The sequence below is a fragment of the Rhizobium sp. AN80A genome (genome assembly GCF_030053015.1).
GTDB lineage: Bacteria > Pseudomonadota > Alphaproteobacteria > Rhizobiales > Rhizobiaceae > Rhizobium > Rhizobium metallidurans.
Map to the genome: position 1 here is coordinate 599,142 of NZ_JASJPX010000002.1, position 20,222 is coordinate 619,363.

Consider the following 20,222-nt stretch of genomic DNA (forward strand, 5'->3'; position numbering starts at 1 on the left):
ACCTATTCCTTTGTCCTGATGATGCGGAGATAGACCGCGGTGACGACCATCGACAGCGCGAACATGACAACGGCGAGCGCCGATCCGTAGCCGAGGTCGAGGAACGACACGGTGTTCTGGTGGATGTACATGGCAAGCGTCGCCGTCGACGTACCCGGACCACCGCCCGTCATCATGAATGGGATATCGAAAGTCTGCAGCGCGGTAATGGTGCGGAAAATCAGAGCGACGACGATCGAGGGCTTGAGCAGCGGCAGGGTGATCTCGAAGAACTGTCGGATACGCCCTGCCCCATCGACATCGGCCGCCTCATAGAGAGAACGTGGAATGGTCTGAAGGCCAGCAAGGATCATCAGCGCCATGAAGGACGACGTCTTCCACACGATCGTCAGGCAGATTGCGGCGAAAGCCCAGTTCGGGGAATTGAACCAGATGATACTGCCGAAGCCGAGACGCGTGAGCACATCGTTCACTACACCGTATTCCGAGTGGAAGAACCACGCGAAGATCAGACCCGCGAAGGACAGCGGCAGCGCCCAGGGGATGAGCAGCGACAACCGCACCGGCCATTGCATGGCAAAGGGCAGATTGGCGAGAAGCGCAAGTCCGAGGCCGACCAACAGGGCGCCGGGTACCGTGATGATGGTGATCAGCACCGTGTTCCACAGCGTCTGCCAGAACACCGGATCGTCAATCATCGCGCGGTAATTATCGATGCCGACGAACTCCGCCGGCAAGCCGGAAGTTAGCGACAGGTTGAAGAAGCTGGTGTAAACCAGCCGCCCAACGGGATAGACGATGATCAGCGACAGCAGGATGGCTGCGGGCGCCAGCAAGAGAACGGCCAGCGCGCGGTCGCTCAGGTCGAGCCATTTGCTCCACCGCGGCAATTGCTCTTCATCCGCGTCAGTGAGCGGCATGATTGATATACTCACGGCGAGCGCTCCTGCTGTGCGTGTTCATGTCATATCCCTTTCTGTCCGGGCGCGGTCAGCGCGACTGCAACGCTGAAACACGATGCACCGCAGGTCAGCGCATGGTGCGCAAAGGCGGATTATCGCAAGATCCGCTTCAGCCGCGCTTCGATCTGCGAAGCGCCTTCTTCCGGCGTGCTGACACCGGCCAGCACGGCATTGATGGTGGTGCGGATCGTCTCGCTGACCTCGTTGTAGCGAGGGGTGACAGGGCGGGCCTTCGCGGTTTCAACCACCGGCAGAGCGCTGGCGAACCACGGCGCCGCCTTGGTGACGTCGGCATCCTTGTAGAGATCGGCATAGGTCGGCAACAGCGCGCCATTGACCGCCATGAACTTCGAGACTTCAGGGCTGGACAGGAACTCGACAAGCTTCCTTGCCTCTTCCTGATGCGTGGAGTAGGCGGACACGCCGAACTCCCAACCGCCCAGGCAGCTTGCTTGCTCGCCGCCGGTCACTGACGGAAGCGTGGCAACATCGACCTTGCCGACAACGGCCGAATCCTTGCCCTGGAAGCTGGACCAGCCATAGGACCAGTTGATGGCGAACACGACGTTGCCAGCCTGGAATTCCTTGCGAGTGTCATCGGTCGCCACTTCGGAAATGTTCTTCTTGGCGACGCCGTCATCGACGAAGCTCTTCCACAGCGCCAGCGACTTGACCGCGGCATCGTGATCGAAAGTCAGCTTGCCGTTCTCGACGAGCGTCTTGCCCTGGCTCCAGTAAGGCAGGAGGAAAGTGCAGACCGCGCCCTCGATCGCCTTGCCCTGGAATGACAGGCCCTGAAGATCTGGACGCCCTTCACCCTGGGTGATTTTCTTGGCCGCTGCCGTCAATTCATCCCACGTCTTTGGGGGCTGGATGCCGTACTTGTCGAGCAGATCCTTGCGATAGTAGAGGAACATCGCATCGGCGAATGCCGGGATGGCGACCACCTTGCCATCGACGGTATTTGCTTCCGTGTAGGTCGGCAGGAACTTCGACATATCCTTGTCGGAGAAGTCGCTGGTCCAGCCGGCCTTGGCATATTGAGCCGGCCGGATGACATCGAGCATCAGGACGTCGAGATTAGTGTCCTTGGCCGACATAACGGTGTTCAGGTACTGAGCCTGAGCCTCCGACGTGTTGCCGCCAGCCTCGATGGTGACCTTCACCCCTGGCGTCTTGGCTTCGTATTGGTCGAATACCTTGCGCCATACATCGGGATGATGCTGGCTCGACACGAAGATCTTGAGTTCCGTGTCGGCGAAAGCCGGAACGGCCGAGCCCAGAATGCTGGCGCAAAGCGCCAAGCCGATAAGTGGCCTGCTGATCATTTTTTCCTCCCAGTGATCATAAGCGCGGACCTCAATCCTCCGCCGCGCAAAGAGCTTCAGGCGATCGCGCGCTGCGTCGCGGCGTCGAACAGATGAATCCTTGAAGGGTTGACGCCGATCCTGATTTCCTCGCCGGCCTGCGTGCGAACATCAGGCGGCATACGTGCGGTCAAGACGTCGCCGCCCAACTGGAAATGGACCAGTGTGTCGGAGCCGAGCGGCTCGACGACCTGAACCTTCACGGCCAGTTGGACATCGGATACCGCGACCGGCGTGAAATGCTCGGGCCGAATGCCGACGATCACTTCCCGGCCTTCGTCCAGCGTCCCCTGACCTGAACGGACCGCGGCACATGGCAGCTGGTTGCCGTCGGCGAAGACGAGACGGTCGCCCTTGATCGCGGCTTTTGCGAAATTCATCGCCGGAGAACCAACGAAGCCACCGACGAAGACGCTGTTCGGCCGGTTGTAGACTTCATCGGGTGTGCCGACCTGCTCGATATCGCCGCCGCGCAGAATGACGATGCGGTCCGCCAGCGTCATCGCCTCCACCTGATCGTGCGTGACGTAGATGATGGTCGTGCCGATCTGCTGATGCAGACGCTTGATCTCGGTGCGCACCTGTCCGCGAAGTTTGGCATCGAGGTTCGACAGCGGCTCGTCGAACAGAAACACCTGCGGGCGGCGCACGATCGCGCGGCCCATGGCGACACGCTGACGCTGACCACCGGACAATTGCCCCGGCCGGCGATCCAGAAGATGCGAGATGCCGAGGATTTCCGCCGCCTCGTCGATGCGTCGGTTGGAATCGGCAATGTTCGTTCCGCGCACCTTGAGGCTGAAGCCCAGGTTCTCGCGCACGGTCTTGTGCGGATAAAGCGCGTAATCCTGGAAGACCATGGCAATGTCGCGTTCTCGCGGCGGCAGCGCGTTGACGACCCGATCTCCGATACGGATTTCTCCGCCGGAAATGGTCTCGAGCCCGGCCACCATGCGCAGTGTCGTCGATTTTCCGCAGCCGGACGGACCAACGAAAACGACGAACTCGCCATCGGCGATCTCCAGATCGATACCCTTGACGATGCGCAGAGCGCCGTAACTTTTGTCAAGCTTCCTCAGACTTACCGACGCCATGCGTTCCTCCTCCAACCTTGACCAAAATCAAACCAAGGCCACCTCTTGGCAGCGATCATACCGACCGCGATAAGGAAATCAATAGTGTATCAATTTTATTTATGTCGATTAATTTACAACCTAACCTATTGAATTTTAGAGCATCCATTGTTTATGCGGAAATTGCATTTCGTCAGTTTTTCCCAAGCCCTTGGCGGAGCAGGATAATGTCCGACCTTAGCGAAGCCGGCTGACGTAACGTGCCAGTTCATGATCATACCACGTATGCGAGAGCTCGGCCGTCGCACCGTCCTGTGCCTGGCTCATACGCACGACATGGGGTACCGAACTACCCGGTTTCTGCCCAAAGGCCTCGGGCGACCATTCGGGAACGGCACTCATCCCGATCTGATCCTCGGCGCGCGCTATCCACAGTCCGAGCCTGGTCCTGTAGTAGAGATAAAGAGATTCCGACAATTCCTCCGCGGTGACCGTTTCCACATAGGATCCGTCGAGCCAAATCTCCTCCACGGCCACCACCTTGCCGGACAGACGGCGCAAACGACGGATGCGATGCCCTTCGCTCGAGGCGCCGAACGTCGGCAAATACTCGGGTTTTTTCAGTCGGCATACATCCAGTACCTCGGCGGTCGGAAGCCCGCCGCCGCCGACCAGTTCAAGTCGGAACATGGCGTAGACGCTCTTGGGATCGCTGATCGCCCTGATGTAATTGCCCGAGCCTTGAACGCGCTCCAGAAGGCCGCGGCTTTGCAATTCCGCCAGGGTCTTGCGCAACGTTCCAACGGCGATGCCAAGGTTGGCGGCCATCTCGCGCTCGGGGGCAAGCTTCTCGCCATCGATCAACCGCCCCGCCGCGATATCACGAACCAGAAGCTCGGCGATCTGGAGATACATGGGCAGGCTGCCGCGGGCGTTCTTCATTTGCAGGCTTTCCTTGGGCGCGAGACAAAAAATTGATACACCATTGATTTACTAAAAACCTGATGATATTCAAGTGTCATTCGGCAGCTGAGGAGGAATTTCATGACCGTTGTACCGATAACATCAGGCGATCTCGATGCCGCCGAAGTATCATGGTTTTCCGCGCTGTGCTCCGACGATTACGCATATCTCGGCGTTCCTGACGACACTTTGCGCTCGAGCTGGGCGCATTGCTCGTCAATCGTCCAGAAGACGGAAGCACTTGGCTTCCGCAACATCCTGTGCCCCTCGTCCTACCAGGTTGGCCAGGACACACTTAGCTTCGTTGCTGGTTGCGCGCCGATCACGGAGAGGATCAACTTTCTCGCGGCGATCCGCTGCGGCGAAATGCAGCCAATCATGCTGGCTAGAACTGTGGCCACGCTCGACCATATGCTGAAGGGTCGGCTGACGCTAAACGTCATCAGCTCCGACTTCCCTGGCGAGGTCGCCGACAGTGCCTACCGCTATCGCCGCAGCCACGAGGTGGTTGAGATCCTGCGCCAGGCCTGGACGCGCGACACGATCGACCACGACGGAGAAATCTACCAGTTCAAGGGCGTCTCCACTGAACCGGCGAGGCCATATCAACAGAACGGCGGGCCGCTGCTTTATTTCGGCGGCTATTCGCCTGACGCGCTTGAACTGTGCGGCGCCCAGTGCGATGTTTATCTGATGTGGCCCGAGGTCAAGGAGCAGCTTGCCGAGCGCATGCGCGCCGTCCATGCCCGGGCCGAGGCCCATGGCCGCACGCTCGATTACGGCCTGCGCATTCATATGATTGTCCGTGACACCGAAGCCGAAGCCCGCGAGTACGCTGAGCATCTGGTGTCAAAGCTTGATGACGAGTATGGCCAGCTGATCCGCAACCGCGCCCATGACAGCATTTCGCTCGGGGTTTCCCACCAGGCGCGGGCCCGCGAACTCGCCGACAAGTTCGGCTATGTCGAACCCAACATCTGGACCGGGGTCGGCCGCGCGCGTTCTGGCTGCGGCGCCGCTTTGGTGGGGTCCACCGATCAGGTGCTGACCGCACTCGAAGACTATCAGAAAATGGGCATCCGTGCCTTCATCTTCTCGGGCTATCCGCATCTCGACGAGGCCGAGCATTTCGGCACGAAGGTTCTGCCGCAGATGAAGACCTGCTCTCTGCCGGAAGTGCGAGGCAGGGTTCCCGCCGAGACCCCAGCCACTCCGCTTGGAAATGGAAAGCGCCACTGATGGAACGCATCGAACTGAACGCCGACGTTTCGCTGAGCCGGCTCGTCTATGGAATGTGGCGCATCGGCGATGACGCCGACACTTCGCCGGCGCATGTGCGGGCGAAGGTCGAGGCGTGCCTCGCCCAGGGCATAACCACTCTCGATCAGGCCGATATATACGGCGGCTACACCGCGGAAGCTATTCTTGGTGGTGCGTTTCGGGCGTCACCCGGCCTGCGCGACAAGCTGGAGATCGTTACCAAATGCGGCATCGTGGCGCCCGCTGGCCGGCATGCCGCCTCGCGCGTCAAGCACTACGATACCAGCGCCGCCCATATCAGGGCCTCGGTCGAGGCGTCCCTGCGCGACATGGCGACGGACCGGATTGATCTCCTCCTTATCCATCGCCCGGACCCATTCATGGACGCGGACGAAACCGGCGCGACGCTCGATGCACTCGTGAAATCGGGCAAGGTGAAAGCGGTCGGCGTTTCCAATTTCCGGCCCTGGGATTTCGCACTGCTGCAATCGTCGATGAGCACCCCTTTGGTGACCAACCAGATCGAGCTCAGCCTCTCCGCCACCGACGCCTTTACCAACGGCGATCTCGCCTTCCTGCGGGAGCGCAAGCGGCCGGTCATGGCCTGGTCGCCGCTGGGTGGCGGTTCTCTGTTGACCCGGGGTGGTGCGCTCGCCACGAGACTTTCCAAGATCGCGGCCGAACAGGGTGTCGATGTCGCCGCGGTCGCGGTCGCGTGGCTGCTGGCGCACCCGGCTTCGATCCTACCGGTGCTGGGGACCAACAACTTGCGGCGGATCGCGGCAATCTCCGACGCGAATAAAGTGTCAATCGATCGCCAGACCTGGTTCGAGCTCTATTCACTTGCCAATGGACATGAGGTGCCGTGATGACAATCGTCGAAACCGCGAGATCCTTCGAAGAGCATGTGTTCATACCTGATGCCGAGACCACGCGCAGCTACCGCAACGCGCTCGGCGCTTTCCCAACGGGCGTGACCGTTGTGACCGCGAACACCGATGCCGGTCCAATTGGCATGACGGTAAACAGCTTCGCATCGGTCTCACTCGACCCACCGCTGGTGCTCTGGTCGCCAGCCAAGAGTTCGTCGCGCCACGCACTCTTCACGTCCGCCGGACATTTTTCCATTCACGTCCTGAGCGCGGAGCAAACAGCGCTTAGCAGCCGCTTTACGCGGGGCGGCCAAGGCTTCGCGGATCTAGGATGGGAGCATAACGTGGAAGGCGCTCCCATCATCCCTGGAACGCTTGCCCGGTTCGAGTGCGAGCAGCAGTCTGTCTATGATGCTGGCGATCACTCACTGGTCATTGGGCGGGTATTGCGGGTCGGGCTGCGGGATGGCGAGCCGCTTTGCTTCGCACGCGGTGGTTTCGGCCGGTTCGAGCGTCATGCCTAAGAGCTTGATCGGACAAGGCCCGAGGCAAGTTTCATTTCGCCGTGGTATCTGTCGCCCATCACGCGCGGTTTCCAGTTTCGCTCGCTGAGTTACGGGCGGGCAAGCGTGGGCCGCTGTACCAATGTCAAGCCGGACACGATCCGGCGGTTTTTCGCGGGCGGCGGAAAAGCCTTCAGCTCTATCCCATGGGAGATGAGAAGCCCGCCGCCTAACATCTGAAAATTCCGCCGTTATCGATTGCGGTGCGCACCATGGCGGGGTATGGATTCTGCATCGGACCCGAGGGCAAGGGAACTGCATGTCACCATTGAGTAGCGGTTCCAGTGAATTGCAGCCGGGCTCCGTTTCGCGCGCGTCACTCGCGATCATTGGCCTGATGTTCATGGCGCTGCTCTCCGTCCTAGGTTTATGGCTCGGTTCAAGCTACCAGGCGACCGTGAAACGCGCTGACGCCCAGGTAACCGCTGCTTCGAAAATCGTTGCCGCTAACGCGGTCTGGCTCAATTCGCTTGCTCGCGAGACACTACACCGCATAGACGATTCCCTGGGGTCGAACGTGCTCTCCGCAGATGCGGAACGGGTCCACGATCTCAACGCGGCCGTCGCGGACCTCCCGCCGCAGGTGACGGCATACGTGGTCGGCGCCGACGGTCTCACGCTGTTTTCCAACAACCCCAGGACACAAGCGATGGACGTGTCCGATCGCGACTACTTCACACGGCTGAGGAATGGCGCGGACGAATACACATCGGACTTGATCGTCAGTCGCTTGACCGACCGCCAGATTTTCGTCGTCAGCCGGCGGCTCGAACGGAATGGAAACTTTGCTGGTATCGCCGCTATTGCCTTTAACGCGGATGTACTCAGGCCAATCTGGGATGCTGTCGATATCGGACCAAATTCGACGGTGAGCTTGATCAGGCGCGACGGCAAGCTCATCGCGCGCCACCCAGAGCCCCCGGGTCCGGTCGACATGGGTGGGTACGTGCTCTTTACTGACTACATGAGGAAGGCGACTGCTGGTGTCTATCGCTCCTATTCGCCTGTTGACGCCCAAGACCGACTGGTTGGCTACCGTATCATAGAGCGAACACCATTCGTCGCCATCGCGTCGGCCGACATTGGCGTCCTCATGCAACCATTCTGGGACGATGCGAAGATCGCTGCCCTTTTGATATTTTTCGCGGTTATCGGCGCGATCGCGGCCGCGCTCTGGATCCAAAAACTAATCAGAGTAGATGGGTTGCACACTCGTCAGCTCGCGCAAGCGCTGGCAGCGAACCAAACACTGATGCGCGAGATACATCACCGGGTCAAAAACAATTTGCAGACGGTCATGGCACTGCTTCGCCTGGAGGGGTTCGAGCCCGACGTGGTGCGAAGGCTCAATGAGCGTATCTCCGCGATGTCGGCCGTGCATGAACAGATGTATGGCTTCGATCAGTTTAGTGGAGTATCCGCGGTCGAGTTCATCCCGTCCTTCGTGAGCACGCTCGTAAACGTTCATGGGCAGTCCGTGACTGTTTCGTTTGATGTCGAGAACGTGACGATCGCGCCCGACCGAGCCACGCCCTTCGCCCTGCTCGTCAATGAGTTGATCGCGAACAGCATGAAATACGCCTTCGCCGGCCGAGAGGCGGGGTCCATCCGTGTCGGTCTTCGATCCGGGGCCGAGGGTTTCGCCGAACTCTCCGTCGTTGACGACGGGATCGGCTTTGATGGAGACACGGATCCGCCCGGCATGGGCACACGCTTGATCAAGGCTTTCGTTCAACAGCTGGGTGGTGAGTTTCGTTTCGTGAAAGACAATGGAACGAAATTCACGGCGGTGTTGAAGATCGCCGATTGAGCACACCGAAGCGTCCTCCCCACGTCCGTGAGCCACTTTCATTTTGGACACGGCGCGTCGCGCCAACATCCGGCGTTGTCGGGTGAAAGGCCCGTGCGTCGACCCGTTTCCCCATACACGGATCAAAACCACGGGAACTTTCCTCAAGCTCCGGATTTGTCAGACGAACCAAGAGGAGGTCCAAGCATGTTCGTCCGAGACGTTATGACAAGGCAGGTAATGACCGCGGCGCCCGATGCCAGCATCAGGCAGGTTGCGCGGGTGATGTCACAAATCGATTCTGGCGCGGTCCCCATCGTCAACGACAAGGTTCTCGGTATCGTGACTGATCGCGACATCGTAGTGAGGGCGGTGGCCGAGGGGCTCGATCTTGACGGCCCGGTGTCGGAGATCATGACCTCGGGAGTTGAGAGCTGTCTTGAGGATGACGACCTGCGCGAAGCTTCTCGCGGAATGTCTGAGCTGCAGATGCGCCGTCTGTTGGTCTTCGACCGGGCGGGCAATGTATGTGGCATACTTTCGCTCGGGGATATGGCGGTTCTTGATGAGGAACTAGCGGGCGTTACGTTGGAAGAGATTTCGGACGACGAGGACCCGAGATAAGCCGTCGTGTCCCAACGATGTTCGCGACGTGAAGGCCCGTTGTTAACCTCCTGAAAACCCAGTAAGTCGCTGGTCTTTCCACGACCTTCAACCTCTTCACGCCTCGGAGATTCTTGAAAAGCGAACTTGCCGGTCGACCCCGCCTGGCCGCGGTGTGATCTCGGATGCCGAGGGCGCTGACCGAATGATGTGATGTGCACGCGCTTTGGGTTTGGGTCCAAGTCGTATCACTCGGCCAGCCCACGAACTATCGGCCAAGCATGCAAATATCGCAATACTTGCATGTATGTTCGTACGTTACCGCGCTGATGATCCAGCCACCGCGCAAGCTTGATCAGTCACTGATCGATTTGGCGACCAAGCGTGCAGTCGAAGAGATGATTTCAGCGACCACCTTGCGATCGCCTCGCCTATTTCGCGAGCCAGTGCAAAACTCACTTGGTTCCCAAGCGCCGAACCGCGCCAGGGTCTTTCAGCGAAGCCTCACGAGCCGGCGGACATACGGAGCTAGCATTTTCCAGATCGAACGCCATTTATCGTGAAATCGAGGATTTGGAGAGAAGGACGTCATGCGGGACATACAAAGTGACGAGGCCGACCTTAACGCCTCGATCATCGAAATCGAAGCTGTTGAATTTGATCCAGGATCCCCGGGCTGGGCAGCGTTGTACGCCCGGCTTGCTGGTGGCAGCACCTTGAGACTGGAATTTGACGCAAAGGCGTTTGTCACGCTGGAGACCGCCATTAGCGCGGCGCAAAAGCAGATGACCGAGGACCAGGGAGTGCAGTGACGCCCGCAATGAGGGTGTTTATCGCCTTCCGGACGCTTCTCGCGGACCATGCTCAAGAGGAGCCGCGGGCGTGGTCCATGCCGGCGGCTGGCGACCGGCGCTTGCCATCGGCTCGGCTACCAGCGCGCCGATCTCGCCCAGCACTGGATATTCCCTTGAAGAAGCGGGCGACCATCCGTCCGCTGGCGCTCGCGGGGATCGTCTTTGGGTCTGGCCGGTCATCGCGCTGTCCCTCTTTTCGTTGTTGAGGATAATGGTAGCAAGCGCGATGGACTGCTGATCCGCCGTTTTGCCGAGGGTCAGAGGAGAGCATTGGAAGCGTCAGAGGAAGAAGAACTCGTATGCGATCGTCGAGCCATTGTGCGGCCTTTTCACCCGCTGGATTGCCCTCGTCGTTGATCGCAACGCTCTCGACCTGCGGGACGCGGCATGTCTCAGACGGGATTTCCACTCCCTCCGCGAGAACGTGCCCGCGAGGATGAGCGTGATCCCGTAGCGTGACGCGTAACATCAAGAGCGCGGTTAAGTGCCTCTGCTCCCTGAACCTTGGCAACCGCGATCGCCCGCGACACGAGCGCGGGGCGCTATTGCTGACTAAAGAGCATTGACCAGTAAGACGCGTGGATCAGTATCGCGATCGTCAACGGCCTGGAACCACGCGCGAATTTCGACGTTTCACTGCCATTCCAAGGACACCAACGTCGACTGCTTGTCGGCCGCGAATCAGACGGAAGGAACATCATCGTGGGCATCTTTGACGGCATCAAGCAGGCTATCCTTGGCCAAGCGCACGCTGCCCAACAGCGTGGCGGCGGTGCTTCAGTCCCGATCGGGCGGACGACCGCCGCGACAGCGCAGTGTGGTTCATCGGTGTCCGGGGGCAAGCCAACGCCCGCCCCGGTGTCCACCCAACCCACGACACCACCGTCCGGCCAGATCGCATCCCCAGCTCCTTCCCAGGAACAGGCCTCCGCTGGCGCTTCCTCGACCAGTTCCCCCCGGGCCGTCGACATTGTCCCCATCTTGGATGCCGCGGTGACGAAGTCAGGTCAGAAGCTCGACTGGAAGCGTTCGATCGTTGACCTGATGAAGGCTGTGGGAATGGACGCCAGCCTCGACGAGCGTAAGGAACTCGCGCGCGAACTTAGCTACGCCGGCGATGCGCACGACTCCGCGAGAATGAACACCTTCTTGCACAAGGCGCTGATGAAGAAGCTTTCGGAAAATGGTGGAACGGTTCCGGCTGATCTTCTCGACTAATCACCGATCCCCTCATTTCATCCAGCAGGGCGCGAACAGGTGTGTGTCGCATCCGTCCACTGAAAGGAAAAGACCATGATGAGCGGACCAATGAAAGCGCTTCTAGGCGCTATCGTCATCGCGGGGTACCAGAACCGCGATAAGATCGGGGAATTCATTCGAGGCTTGCAGGGCCCACGGTCGGGGGGTGATTACGCCAGTGGACGGGAACCTGGATCCACCACGTCGCAACCCGCCGGTGGGCAGGGAGGCATCTTCACGGGCCCCGGCGGCCTTGGTGATCTTCTTGGCGGACTGACGACTGGCGGAATTCTAAGCGGTGGCCTCGGCGACCTCCTGAAAACGTTCCAACAGAACGGCCATGAGGATAAGGCGAGGAGCTGGGTCGAAACTGGTCCCAACGCGACCATGGACAACGACCAGCTTTCGGAAGCTCTTGGTCCGGAAGTCATCAACGAACTGTCGGCCAAGACAGGATTGTCGCCGCGAGACATCCTCGACCGCCTTAGCCGCGACCTTCCCACCGCTGTCGATAACCTTACTCCCCATGGCAAGGTGCCGGACGCGGGGGACGAATTCCTAGCTTCCGCCAGCGCGCCAACAAACAGCCCCCAGACGCAAACCTAGTCGAAGAACTCAATAGGAGGAGCCGATATGCCAGACTCGAAATCGCCAGCCGTCCAGTCAATGCTGAATGAGCAAGCCAAGCAGCGCGAGAGCGCCCGCGAGGGTCACCTCGACAAGGGTCTCGAGGATACATTCCCCGCCTCGGACCCGGTATCGGCGACGACCACCTCGATCCCGCGGGTCGCACGGATCCAGATGAAGCAGCTCGCGTCGCCGATGACCCATCCTTCGCGACGCAGGGCGATTATCCCTTGGTCGACGCCGCCCTCGCCGCGACAGGCGAGAAATCGAGCGGCTTCGACCACGATGTTCGGCGTGAGGGACTTGATGGCCTCCGTCGCGATGCTGGCCGCGTGGCGGACTCCATGTCAGAGGTCGCGGAAGGCGGTGTTCACCTGGCGAAGTCGCAAGTCCGCGGGATATGGACAGACGTGGAGGCCAGGATCCGCGATCGCCCCCTCACGGCGGTCGGTATCGTGGCTGCCCTTGCTTATTTGTGGGGTGCGACCCGCTAGTGCGCGTAAGCGGCGCAAGGGAGCCTGGCCGGCGCCCGTCGCCGGGATCCACCCGGGTTCCAAAGGCTGCCGAGATTTGGCCGCCTTTGTCCGCGAGAGGCATTTTATCGGGTGGACGCAGCGAGTGTCCGCCCCACGCTTTCTTGAACGCGGGCGGCGGACCCCGGAGGCGCGGCGGCTGGCATGAAAGCGCGGCCGCCGCGTTAACCCGCCGCAACAAAAACAGTGTGTTCGTTTTCACGGCTGCCCGTCGGCACTCAAGCTCTTCTGTGTCCAGATTGTTAGTGATGTGTCGGGATGACGGATTTGGAAGCAGCGATGCATTCGAGCACGTGGATAAGCTTCTCGAACTCTCGCAGTATGTCGAGAAGATCGGTGGTCTCCATCATGGATATTTCGTCAACCGAGCCGCGGACCGTGAAGATGAGAGTGTCGATCCAAATGTGTTTGTCTGGCGGGACGCCTTGGACTGCCGTTGCGTAATAGGTTTCCAACTGCCCGAGAATCCGTTCGATCAGGCAGTGGCGATGATGTCGATCAAGCAATGGCAGCGCGTGGCAGGCATCGTTGATGTCGGCGGCAAGTGTCATGCTGTCCTCCTGGGCGTTTCCCAGATTTATCACAACAACCGAAACGGCTATTGGGACTTAGGTCCGAGTCTTGTCATCAGTCCGGTTCCGTACGGTGTGGGCCGCGCGCCGCGCCACGTCGCGCGCTTGAGTTCGCGGCAAGCGGCGGCTGGCGGTGCGCGACCATGGTTCAAGTTGCCTATCCGCGCCGTGCCTCAATCAGATGGTGAAGACGCCACGATTATCGGTCCGGCCTGGGTTCAGGTGCCCCTACCCGGCCATGAGCTTATATCGATGGACTTAGGTCCCCCGCCTCTATGTCCCCTCAGCGTTGAGGGCGGCATGTTCGACGATGGTTTCCTCGCGCGAGCTACATCGTGCATCAAGACGGGAAAACAGATGCGCTTCGCCCGACGCCCGGCCCGCCCCAAATACTGGTCCAACCAAAGAGGCTCCGCGCTATGAAACCGTAACCGCGTCCATTCATCGATGGCCCAGCCTCACTTATTGGAATTGCGCGTGACCGAGGGCGTTTGATTTGTCGCATTCCCCGGTTTCATTTCACGGTTGTCCCCCGCCGCCCCTTTTTCTCGCGTCAATGAGAACACGTCCATCGGCTTACTTCCGTTACCGGTATCAGGCGACTCGTCGCGGGAACCCAAGCATCTGACTGAACCGGTCTGGTTGGGGGTTTCCCGTCAGGGCAATTCGACGAGCTCAGCCAGAGCACCGGGATTTATGTCTAGTACGCGCCACGCCTACCCCGAATTTTCATGGGTAAGGAACCACATCACTTTATGAGAGCTCAATGTTTGCTTGCCTTGTGGCGGTCGAAGGCTCGGTGGCCTTGGTTTTCATATTGAACCGGGCCGCGCGGAGACGCGCGGTCTTGGCATGACCAGACAAGTTCAGGTCTGATGACATCCTATACATCGATGTCTCGTGTACCACCAAACATGGTCCAGGGTTGATCGACGTATTCGAGCGACACTTTGAGATGAGGCATGCTTGCGGCTCGTCTAGCATCGTTGCTTTTCAGATCACCGCGCACCATCACCTTGACCGGGAAACCAGGTCGCCATGTCCGTCGTCTCATGCCACCTCTCAACTGCTATTCCGGAACGCTTTCCGGGCGGCTGAGTTCCAGGGGGAGATGTCGAGCGGAAGGTGCGGAACGAACTGCTTGAACGGAGGTTCACATCGCACGGACGAAACGCTCGCCACGGTGCGTTCTAGTGGGTAACGCGGCTGAGAAGGTTTCGGGGAATGCAAAAGACCGCCGGCAAGGCTCGCCAGGTGGAGGCGGACGTTCGACGGGCAAAAGGTTGAGCGAGGAAAACAAAGCTCGACAGTGCATCGCGCCCGCGACGGGACCAGCTGGATGAACCGGTCGCGCGTTTCTAGCGGGCGCCATCCAAAGGAAACGGCGAATGTCGCCTACTTGTATAACTCTTGAAAGATAGGATTTCCAATGTCTCAAGGCGATAATCCGAACACCAATCCCATCCATGCCCTTCTCGCGGAGCTTGGCATTGTTGACCCGATTTCCGTTGCCGATGTCCAGGAGCGGCATGCCGAGATTATCGCGGCCTATCAAGACGGCAAATTGACCGACGCCGCCCTCCGCCACAGTCTAGCGCGAGCTTGCGACGAAACCGTCACTGGAACACTCGATACCGAGCCAGATCAACCCAATCGAAACCTGCGGTAACGGGTCACGCGCGTGCCCAATTAGGTCGACACAAGAGCTCGAAATACATTGGCTCGCAGGTGAGAGAGGTCAGGAACATCCACGGCCTTGTTGGGCGCGATCCAGCGCATCATTGGAATGCTCCGAGCCGTGAGCCCTATCCCGTCATGAGGACTGAAGACGGCCACTGTCGGCTCCCACTGGCTCTGTTTCCTGGCGGGAGATGCCTTGCCTCGCGACGGGCGCGGACCGCACTGGACTGGTTGCCTCTACCACCAACGGGACGGTCACCGGCGTAAAAACGCCTAACGCACCGGCCGGGTGGCGCGATCTTTCACTTCCTCCGCCTTGCCTGGATTTCCTCCGACTTGCCGCGGCGCGTTAGACCCGCGCGCGGCCGGTGCGGCTGTTCATGGTTCGCGCGGTCGGCGCCCGCTGGAACCGGAAAGAGAATACTGGACTACCGCCGACGTCCCGCCACCGCATCGGGAAGCGTCAACACTTGAAACAAAGGACACAAATCGCCAAATCAACAGAGTGGGGACAGCTATATGAAGTGGCCAAATGACGAAGCAAGTTTCCGTTCCAAAAAGTTCACTCGATACGTTGGGCGCCATTGCAAGGTTTCGCCGTCAACATCGTTCCAGCCGGGGCTGGCTGCTGGGTAACAGACAAGTTTCATCGGCGGCGATTGCTCGCTTGGAACAGAAATCCCTGGTCAAGGAGGTCGCCTTCAAAGGCGAGCCAACCCTCATCCTCACCGAGGTCGGTAAGCACCTCCTCGCGGAGCACCCACGGGATTAAGATCGGGGCTTTGAACGCCCCTTTTGAATGGCCCGGTGCTTTCCTGTCGTGAGCCTTGGAGCTTCAGATATACCGTGCCGGAGAACGGACAGTCGATGATCACGTCACAAGAAAAAGCCCACGACGTGGAGGCGTGGGCTTTTCTTCTCCGCTGTTGAGGGTTGGCGGAGGGAACGAGATCCTCGAGTTCAAAAGGTCCGTTCGCGATGATAACTTCGCTTAGCATTGAAGGTTCCCCACCAAATAAATTGGCATTTGTCCGCAGCTTGCTTTCGGTGCGTCGATCGACAAATGGATCGCCCACGCCTAACACAATCCGGGGCAGACCATCTGAGCGGTAGGTATCTTCCACCCAGGAGGGTCGCCCTCGCCCACGATGAATGCTACGGATTGCTCGGCTTTCGCGGTTGCTCCCCAGCAAGCATCTCGTCGATGCTAGCACCTTCGCCACTGTCCCCTGATCTCAATGCTCCCCGAGCTACCTTTAGGTCATCCATCATCTTCTCAGCGAAAGCGACAGCTTCCTCATCATTCAAGGCACTATCGGCGGACATGCGGACGCTAACGAGCTCGTTGCCTTCCCCGTGATACTCGACCGTGATCGTGCCCTCGGTCGTTCTTGCTACGTTTATGCCTAACAGGCGCATCTAAAACTTCCTTGATTTGTCGACGCGACGAATAGATCGCTCGCGCACAGGAAAGCTCTCGATGATAATAAGGTTCCATTGCACACGCCAGGCGATCGGGACGACACGCGCTCAAGTTCAAAGAGCGCATTTCAAGGGATGATCTCCTTGCGAGCCTGTCCTCGACGCCGGCGAGGTTTGTTGACTATGCCTTGTTCGCGCCGAAGGAGCATGAACCCGCCGCAAGCGTTACAGTAGGCAGCCAAAGCGGCGGCCTTGATCGGGATATGGCGGCGCTTAAGGGTGGCGGTCGAGGAGCTGGCTAATTCATCGGCCTGGAGCTTCGTCGTCAGGTTCCGTCGAACGGGAAGCAACTCAGCGCACCCAGCTTACAGCCTTGGGGACCGTTAGTCTGGTTGACGACCCCACAGCCGACACCGCGTACGGATGCCATTGCTGCACTAAACCGCGCAAGGGCTGCTTGGGAGCCTTCGCATGATCTACCTTTGGAGGGTAGCCGTGACCGCGGCGAGAGCATCCTTGAGTTGGGTTTGGCTGTAGGGCTTTGCCAGTTTTAGCAGATTTTCGCCTACGCCCGCGGGGAGTTCGGCGTAGCCTGTAGCAAGTACGATTGGTGTACCGGGACATATCTCCGCGGCTCTCGAGGCGAACTCGATTCCGGTCATGTGTGGCATTGCTTGATCGGTTAGAATGACATCCGGTACAAACCCTTCCAAGAGCATCGCGATCGCGTCCACGCCGGACTGCGCCTCAACGACGGTGTGGCCTAGGTCCTCCAACATGAGGGAAGTGTTCATCAAGACGAGCCCGTCGTCATCGACCGCCAGAATATTCAGTGATCTATCGAGCCTTGTCGGCTCCACGGGGTCCGCTTGCTGAACCGGGACCGCCTGCACTTCAACCGCTTTGGCAATGGGCAACCAGAGTTCGGCGCGCGTCCCCTCGCCTTCATGAGAATGCAGAACGAGCGCCCCGCCCGATTGAGCCATAAGTCCATGGACCATTGGCAGCCCTAACCCGGTTCCCTTGCCAATCCCCTTGGTGGTGAAAAACGGAGTGATGGCTTTTTCAAGTGTCGCCGCGTCCATCCCGGACCCTTCGTCCGCCACGGAAAGGCAGACATATTCGCCGGGCTCCAGGTCGCGAACCTGATCACGTTCCACGAGGCGGCGGCTGGCCTCGATCTTTATCACGCCGCCTTTTGGCATCGCGTCTCGAGCGTTTACAACCAGGTTTAGCACCGCCGCCTCCAACTGGTTTGGATCCGATAGGACCGCGGGCAATGAGAGCGGATATGTCGTGGCGATCTCGATCTGTGGCCCGATCGTCCGCTCTAGCAGAACAGCCATTTCCCTGACGAGTTCAGGAACGTCCACCGCTTCCAGGTTTAGATCCTGCTTTCGAGAGAATGCAAGAAGTCTCTGAGTGAGCGCGGCGCCTCGCTTCGCTCCCTGGATAGCGATATCAATGAGTTCTTCGTTTTCCTGTCCAGCCGCCGCGCGCTTCTTCGCGATTTCAAGACTGCCCAGCACCGCCATTAGGAGATTATTGAAGTCGTGCGCGATGCCGCCCGTGAGTTGGCCGACGGCTTCCATCTTCTGGGCTTGAAACAACTCGCGTTGGGCAAGTTGCAGCGCCTCTTCGGCCTCCCGCTTCTCGGTGACGTCCCTGGTGACCTTGGCGAAGCCGAGAAGCTCTCCACTGTCGTCCCGGATGGCATCGATGATCACACTCGCCCAAAAGCGGCTGCCATCCTTTCGGATCCGCCATCCTTCGTTTTCGAAGCGGCCCTCGGTCGAGGCAATGGCGAGTGCCTTCACCGGCAGCCCCGCGACACGGTCTTCATCGGTGTAGAAGCGGGAAAAATGCTGTCCGATAATCTCCTGGGGTTCATAGCCCTTGATCCGCCGCGCGCCAGGGTTCCAGCTCGAAACCTCGCCATTTGGGGTCAACATGTAGATGGCATAGTCAGTGACGCCTTGCACCAGGAGCCGGAACTGTTCCTCGCTCCGTCTGAGCACCTGTTCAGCCGCCCGTCTCTCGGTAAGATCGCGCGTAATCTTCGCGTAGCCCACCAGCTCGCCATCTTTGTCCCTGATCGCGTCAATAATGACGTGGGCCCAGAACCTTTCTCCATCCTTTCTCACCCGCCAACCCTCGGCTTCGAAACGCCCTTCACGCGCCGCAGTTGCGAGCGCCCGCTTCGGGAGACCGGATGCGCGGTCCTCGTCCGTGTAAAATCGCGAGAAGTGCTCGCCAAGAATTTCGCGCTCCGTATAGCCCTTGAAGCGGCTGGCACCCGTATTCCAACTAATGACTCGGCCATCTGGATCGAGCATGTAGATTGCGTAGTCGACAATCGCGTCGACCAGGGTTCGGTAGCGGCCGTCCAACGTGCCTACTAGGCCGTCGGTAACTTCAGCGATCATTGTATCCCCTTGGACACTAGCTCATGAGGTAACATCTAGGCCTTTCAATCCTTCACGGCGGCAATCGGTGTGAAGCCAAGTCTCTCTCGGCCCAATGCTCGTGCAGATATAGGGCCCCAACGCGCCGATCAGGTCAATCGTCCGTTTCCGTACAAAGCCAGACCGGCACGGCGCCAGGTCCACCTGGGATACGGTTTATCAAGCTAGGCCATGAAGTCGCCAGCTGTCAGGTTGGAAAATGCGCCCGAAGCCGCGCGATGGAGACTTTGATTTTGCTCCTGGACAGCTTCGCCACGGGCTCGGCGTCCCCCACGCCTTGAGCGGTGGGAACCTTCCGTGGCGCGGGAGTTTGTTCCAGCGGGTGTTGTCCGCCGTGTCGTTGCCAAGGGCCGGGACTTGCGCCGTATCATAATGACGACTTCGGTATTGTCACAAGAACACCCGGTGAGTGATCCGGGATCCAGATTCCATTTCAACATTCGATCCGGGAACGTTTTATTGCCTGATGCCGAAGTTATCGAATTTCGGAGCGTTTATTGCGCGGTTACCGCGGCCCTCTACAGCGCGAAGGGTATCCTCGCCCGGTTGAGATGAGAAGCGCTGACTTGGCTCTACAGGGCGGGGCTGGATTTCACATCGCGCGCGGCGAAGCGGCATTCGACCAGATCGTTCGAACAGCCTTCATTCAGATCGCGCGAAGGCATCCTTACAGGCAGTGGCCTTCGACCGAACCACTCATCAAGAAAAGGTCATGCAACCGCCGCGCGTCAGCTGTAACCTCCGAGCGCTCGGCCGCTTGCCTTGATCGTGGATAACCCGTACGCGACGGATTCAGGCGGACTGCTTCAGCACCAGCGTGGAAGTCAGTGACGGCTACGCGAAGGTGGAAACTTGTCATCCGCGCGTTCAGGGTAAAGTGTCCGTCTCGTTTTTCGGATCGCGTCGGCTTCTTGACGCTGCCTGGCGAGCATTATCTTCGTGACTTCAATGAAGGAGGCGCCGTCCTTGTCCGCGACCCGAACGATGCCTCCGTGGCTGAGAAACTCACAGAAGGCCTCGACTGATCGAAGCCGGGTCGTCAGTTCCACGTAATAGTCTTCAAGTTTGGCATCCATCGCTACCTCCTTGAAGAAACTGGTGCGAGAGATCGGCAATGTAACGACAACTCTTGGTGCGAGCAATGCCTTCTCCAATTCCGGCGGTTCGGAAAAAGGTAGGAATGGCAGGCATGGAAGTCATGATCAGGCTCGTGGCAAGGGCCACAAGGCCGTCGGCGACCGTGATATCCGTGATGCCAACCACCGCCAGCATCCTGCTGGAGGTCATGTACCCTCGGCTCCATGGTTGAGAGGGTATGATAGGTCGAAGCAGCGGCGCTCCAGGGAGAACAGCCAGGTGGGACAATGACGTCCCATCC

General features: G+C 59.4%; 18 protein-coding genes and 1 pseudogene. 11 read left to right on the forward strand and 8 right to left on the reverse strand.

Annotated features, from left to right (window positions below):
• Window positions 1-2 precede the first annotated feature (2 nt).
• The 4 genes from P3R82_RS09260 to P3R82_RS09275 all read right to left on the reverse strand — a co-directional run bounded on the left by P3R82_RS09260 (window position 3) and on the right by P3R82_RS09275 (window position 4,344).
• Window positions 3-920 carry a sugar ABC transporter permease gene (locus P3R82_RS09260; RefSeq protein WP_111563989.1) on the reverse strand — a complete coding sequence of 306 codons (918 nt, stop codon included), beginning with the start codon at window positions 918-920 and terminating at the stop codon, window positions 3-5.
• Between the two features lie 134 nt (window positions 921-1,054).
• Entirely contained in the window at window positions 1,055-2,290 is a 1,236-nt protein-coding gene (locus P3R82_RS09265; protein WP_111563988.1) for an ABC transporter substrate-binding protein, read from the reverse strand.
• 56 nt (window positions 2,291-2,346) lie between these two features.
• Window positions 2,347-3,423, reverse strand: coding sequence for a sn-glycerol-3-phosphate ABC transporter ATP-binding protein UgpC (gene ugpC, locus P3R82_RS09270; RefSeq protein WP_112436262.1), 1,077 nt, complete (start codon window positions 3,421-3,423; stop codon window positions 2,347-2,349).
• Between the two features lie 216 nt (window positions 3,424-3,639).
• A complete protein-coding gene (locus P3R82_RS09275; protein ID WP_112436263.1) occupies window positions 3,640-4,344 on the reverse strand; it encodes a GntR family transcriptional regulator in 705 nt (234 codons plus the stop codon).
• A 102-nt stretch (window positions 4,345-4,446) separates the two neighbouring features.
• Here P3R82_RS09275 and P3R82_RS09280 point away from each other — a divergent pair, with 102 nt between their 5' ends.
• The 9 genes and pseudogenes from P3R82_RS09280 (at window position 4,447) to P3R82_RS09320 (ending at window position 12,666) form a co-directional block, all read left to right on the forward strand.
• The gene (locus P3R82_RS09280; RefSeq protein ID WP_112436264.1) at window positions 4,447-5,604 is read left to right on the forward strand and encodes an LLM class flavin-dependent oxidoreductase; all 1,158 of its coding nucleotides are present in this window, start codon (window positions 4,447-4,449) and stop codon (window positions 5,602-5,604) included.
• Window positions 5,604-6,494, forward strand: a complete 891-nt coding sequence (locus tag P3R82_RS09285) for an aldo/keto reductase (RefSeq protein ID WP_112436265.1) — start codon at window positions 5,604-5,606, stop codon at window positions 6,492-6,494. The genes P3R82_RS09280 and P3R82_RS09285 overlap by 1 nt, the downstream gene beginning before the upstream one ends.
• The gene (locus P3R82_RS09290) at window positions 6,494-7,021 is read left to right on the forward strand and encodes a flavin reductase family protein (protein ID WP_111563983.1); all 528 of its coding nucleotides are present in this window, start codon (window positions 6,494-6,496) and stop codon (window positions 7,019-7,021) included. Before P3R82_RS09285 ends, P3R82_RS09290 begins: the two co-directional genes overlap by 1 nt.
• 298 nt (window positions 7,022-7,319) lie before the next feature.
• Window positions 7,320-8,870, forward strand: a complete 1,551-nt coding sequence (locus P3R82_RS09295; RefSeq protein WP_283193709.1) for a histidine kinase dimerization/phosphoacceptor domain -containing protein — start codon at window positions 7,320-7,322, stop codon at window positions 8,868-8,870.
• A gap of 186 nt (window positions 8,871-9,056) precedes the next feature.
• Complete coding sequence (locus P3R82_RS09300) at window positions 9,057-9,473, forward strand: CBS domain-containing protein (RefSeq protein WP_112436267.1); 417 nt, start codon at window positions 9,057-9,059, stop codon at window positions 9,471-9,473.
• A 569-nt stretch (window positions 9,474-10,042) separates the two neighbouring features.
• On the forward strand, window positions 10,043-10,264 hold the full coding sequence (locus P3R82_RS09305) for a hypothetical protein (protein WP_111563980.1): 222 nt from the start codon (window positions 10,043-10,045) through the stop codon (window positions 10,262-10,264).
• A 744-nt stretch (window positions 10,265-11,008) separates the two neighbouring features.
• On the forward strand, window positions 11,009-11,524 hold the full coding sequence (locus tag P3R82_RS09310) for a DUF3597 domain-containing protein (protein ID WP_112436268.1): 516 nt from the start codon (window positions 11,009-11,011) through the stop codon (window positions 11,522-11,524).
• A 75-nt stretch (window positions 11,525-11,599) separates the two neighbouring features.
• Window positions 11,600-12,151, forward strand: coding sequence for a YidB family protein (locus tag P3R82_RS09315; RefSeq protein WP_112436269.1), 552 nt, complete (start codon window positions 11,600-11,602; stop codon window positions 12,149-12,151).
• A gap of 27 nt (window positions 12,152-12,178) precedes the next feature.
• Window positions 12,179-12,666 (forward strand): annotated as a pseudogene (locus tag P3R82_RS09320) (hypothetical protein).
• A 281-nt stretch (window positions 12,667-12,947) separates the two neighbouring features.
• Here P3R82_RS09320 and P3R82_RS09325 read toward each other — a convergent pair.
• Complete coding sequence (locus P3R82_RS09325) at window positions 12,948-13,256, reverse strand: hypothetical protein (RefSeq protein ID WP_111563976.1); 309 nt, start codon at window positions 13,254-13,256, stop codon at window positions 12,948-12,950.
• Between the two features lie 1,450 nt (window positions 13,257-14,706).
• Between P3R82_RS09325 and P3R82_RS09330 the strand changes: the two genes are divergently transcribed.
• Both P3R82_RS09330 and P3R82_RS09335 read left to right on the forward strand, forming a co-directional pair.
• Window positions 14,707-14,946, forward strand: coding sequence for a hypothetical protein (locus P3R82_RS09330; protein WP_112436270.1), 240 nt, complete (start codon window positions 14,707-14,709; stop codon window positions 14,944-14,946).
• A gap of 543 nt (window positions 14,947-15,489) precedes the next feature.
• The gene (locus P3R82_RS09335; RefSeq protein ID WP_111563974.1) at window positions 15,490-15,729 is read left to right on the forward strand and encodes a hypothetical protein; all 240 of its coding nucleotides are present in this window, start codon (window positions 15,490-15,492) and stop codon (window positions 15,727-15,729) included.
• 1,126 nt (window positions 15,730-16,855) lie between these two features.
• On the opposite strand, the gene P3R82_RS09340 is transcribed toward P3R82_RS09335, so the two are convergent.
• The 3 genes from P3R82_RS09340 to P3R82_RS09350 all read right to left on the reverse strand — a co-directional run bounded on the left by P3R82_RS09340 (window position 16,856) and on the right by P3R82_RS09350 (window position 20,131).
• Window positions 16,856-18,805, reverse strand: a complete 1,950-nt coding sequence (locus P3R82_RS09340; protein WP_112436272.1) for a PAS domain-containing sensor histidine kinase — start codon at window positions 18,803-18,805, stop codon at window positions 16,856-16,858.
• Between the two features lie 863 nt (window positions 18,806-19,668).
• Window positions 19,669-19,920: a hypothetical protein gene (locus P3R82_RS09345; RefSeq protein ID WP_112436290.1), complete on the reverse strand. Its 252-nt coding sequence runs from the start codon at window positions 19,918-19,920 to the stop codon at window positions 19,669-19,671.
• On the reverse strand, window positions 19,904-20,131 hold the full coding sequence (locus P3R82_RS09350) for a hypothetical protein (protein ID WP_162718121.1): 228 nt from the start codon (window positions 20,129-20,131) through the stop codon (window positions 19,904-19,906). The genes P3R82_RS09345 and P3R82_RS09350 overlap by 17 nt, the downstream gene beginning before the upstream one ends.
• Window positions 20,132-20,222: the final 91 nt, after the last annotated feature.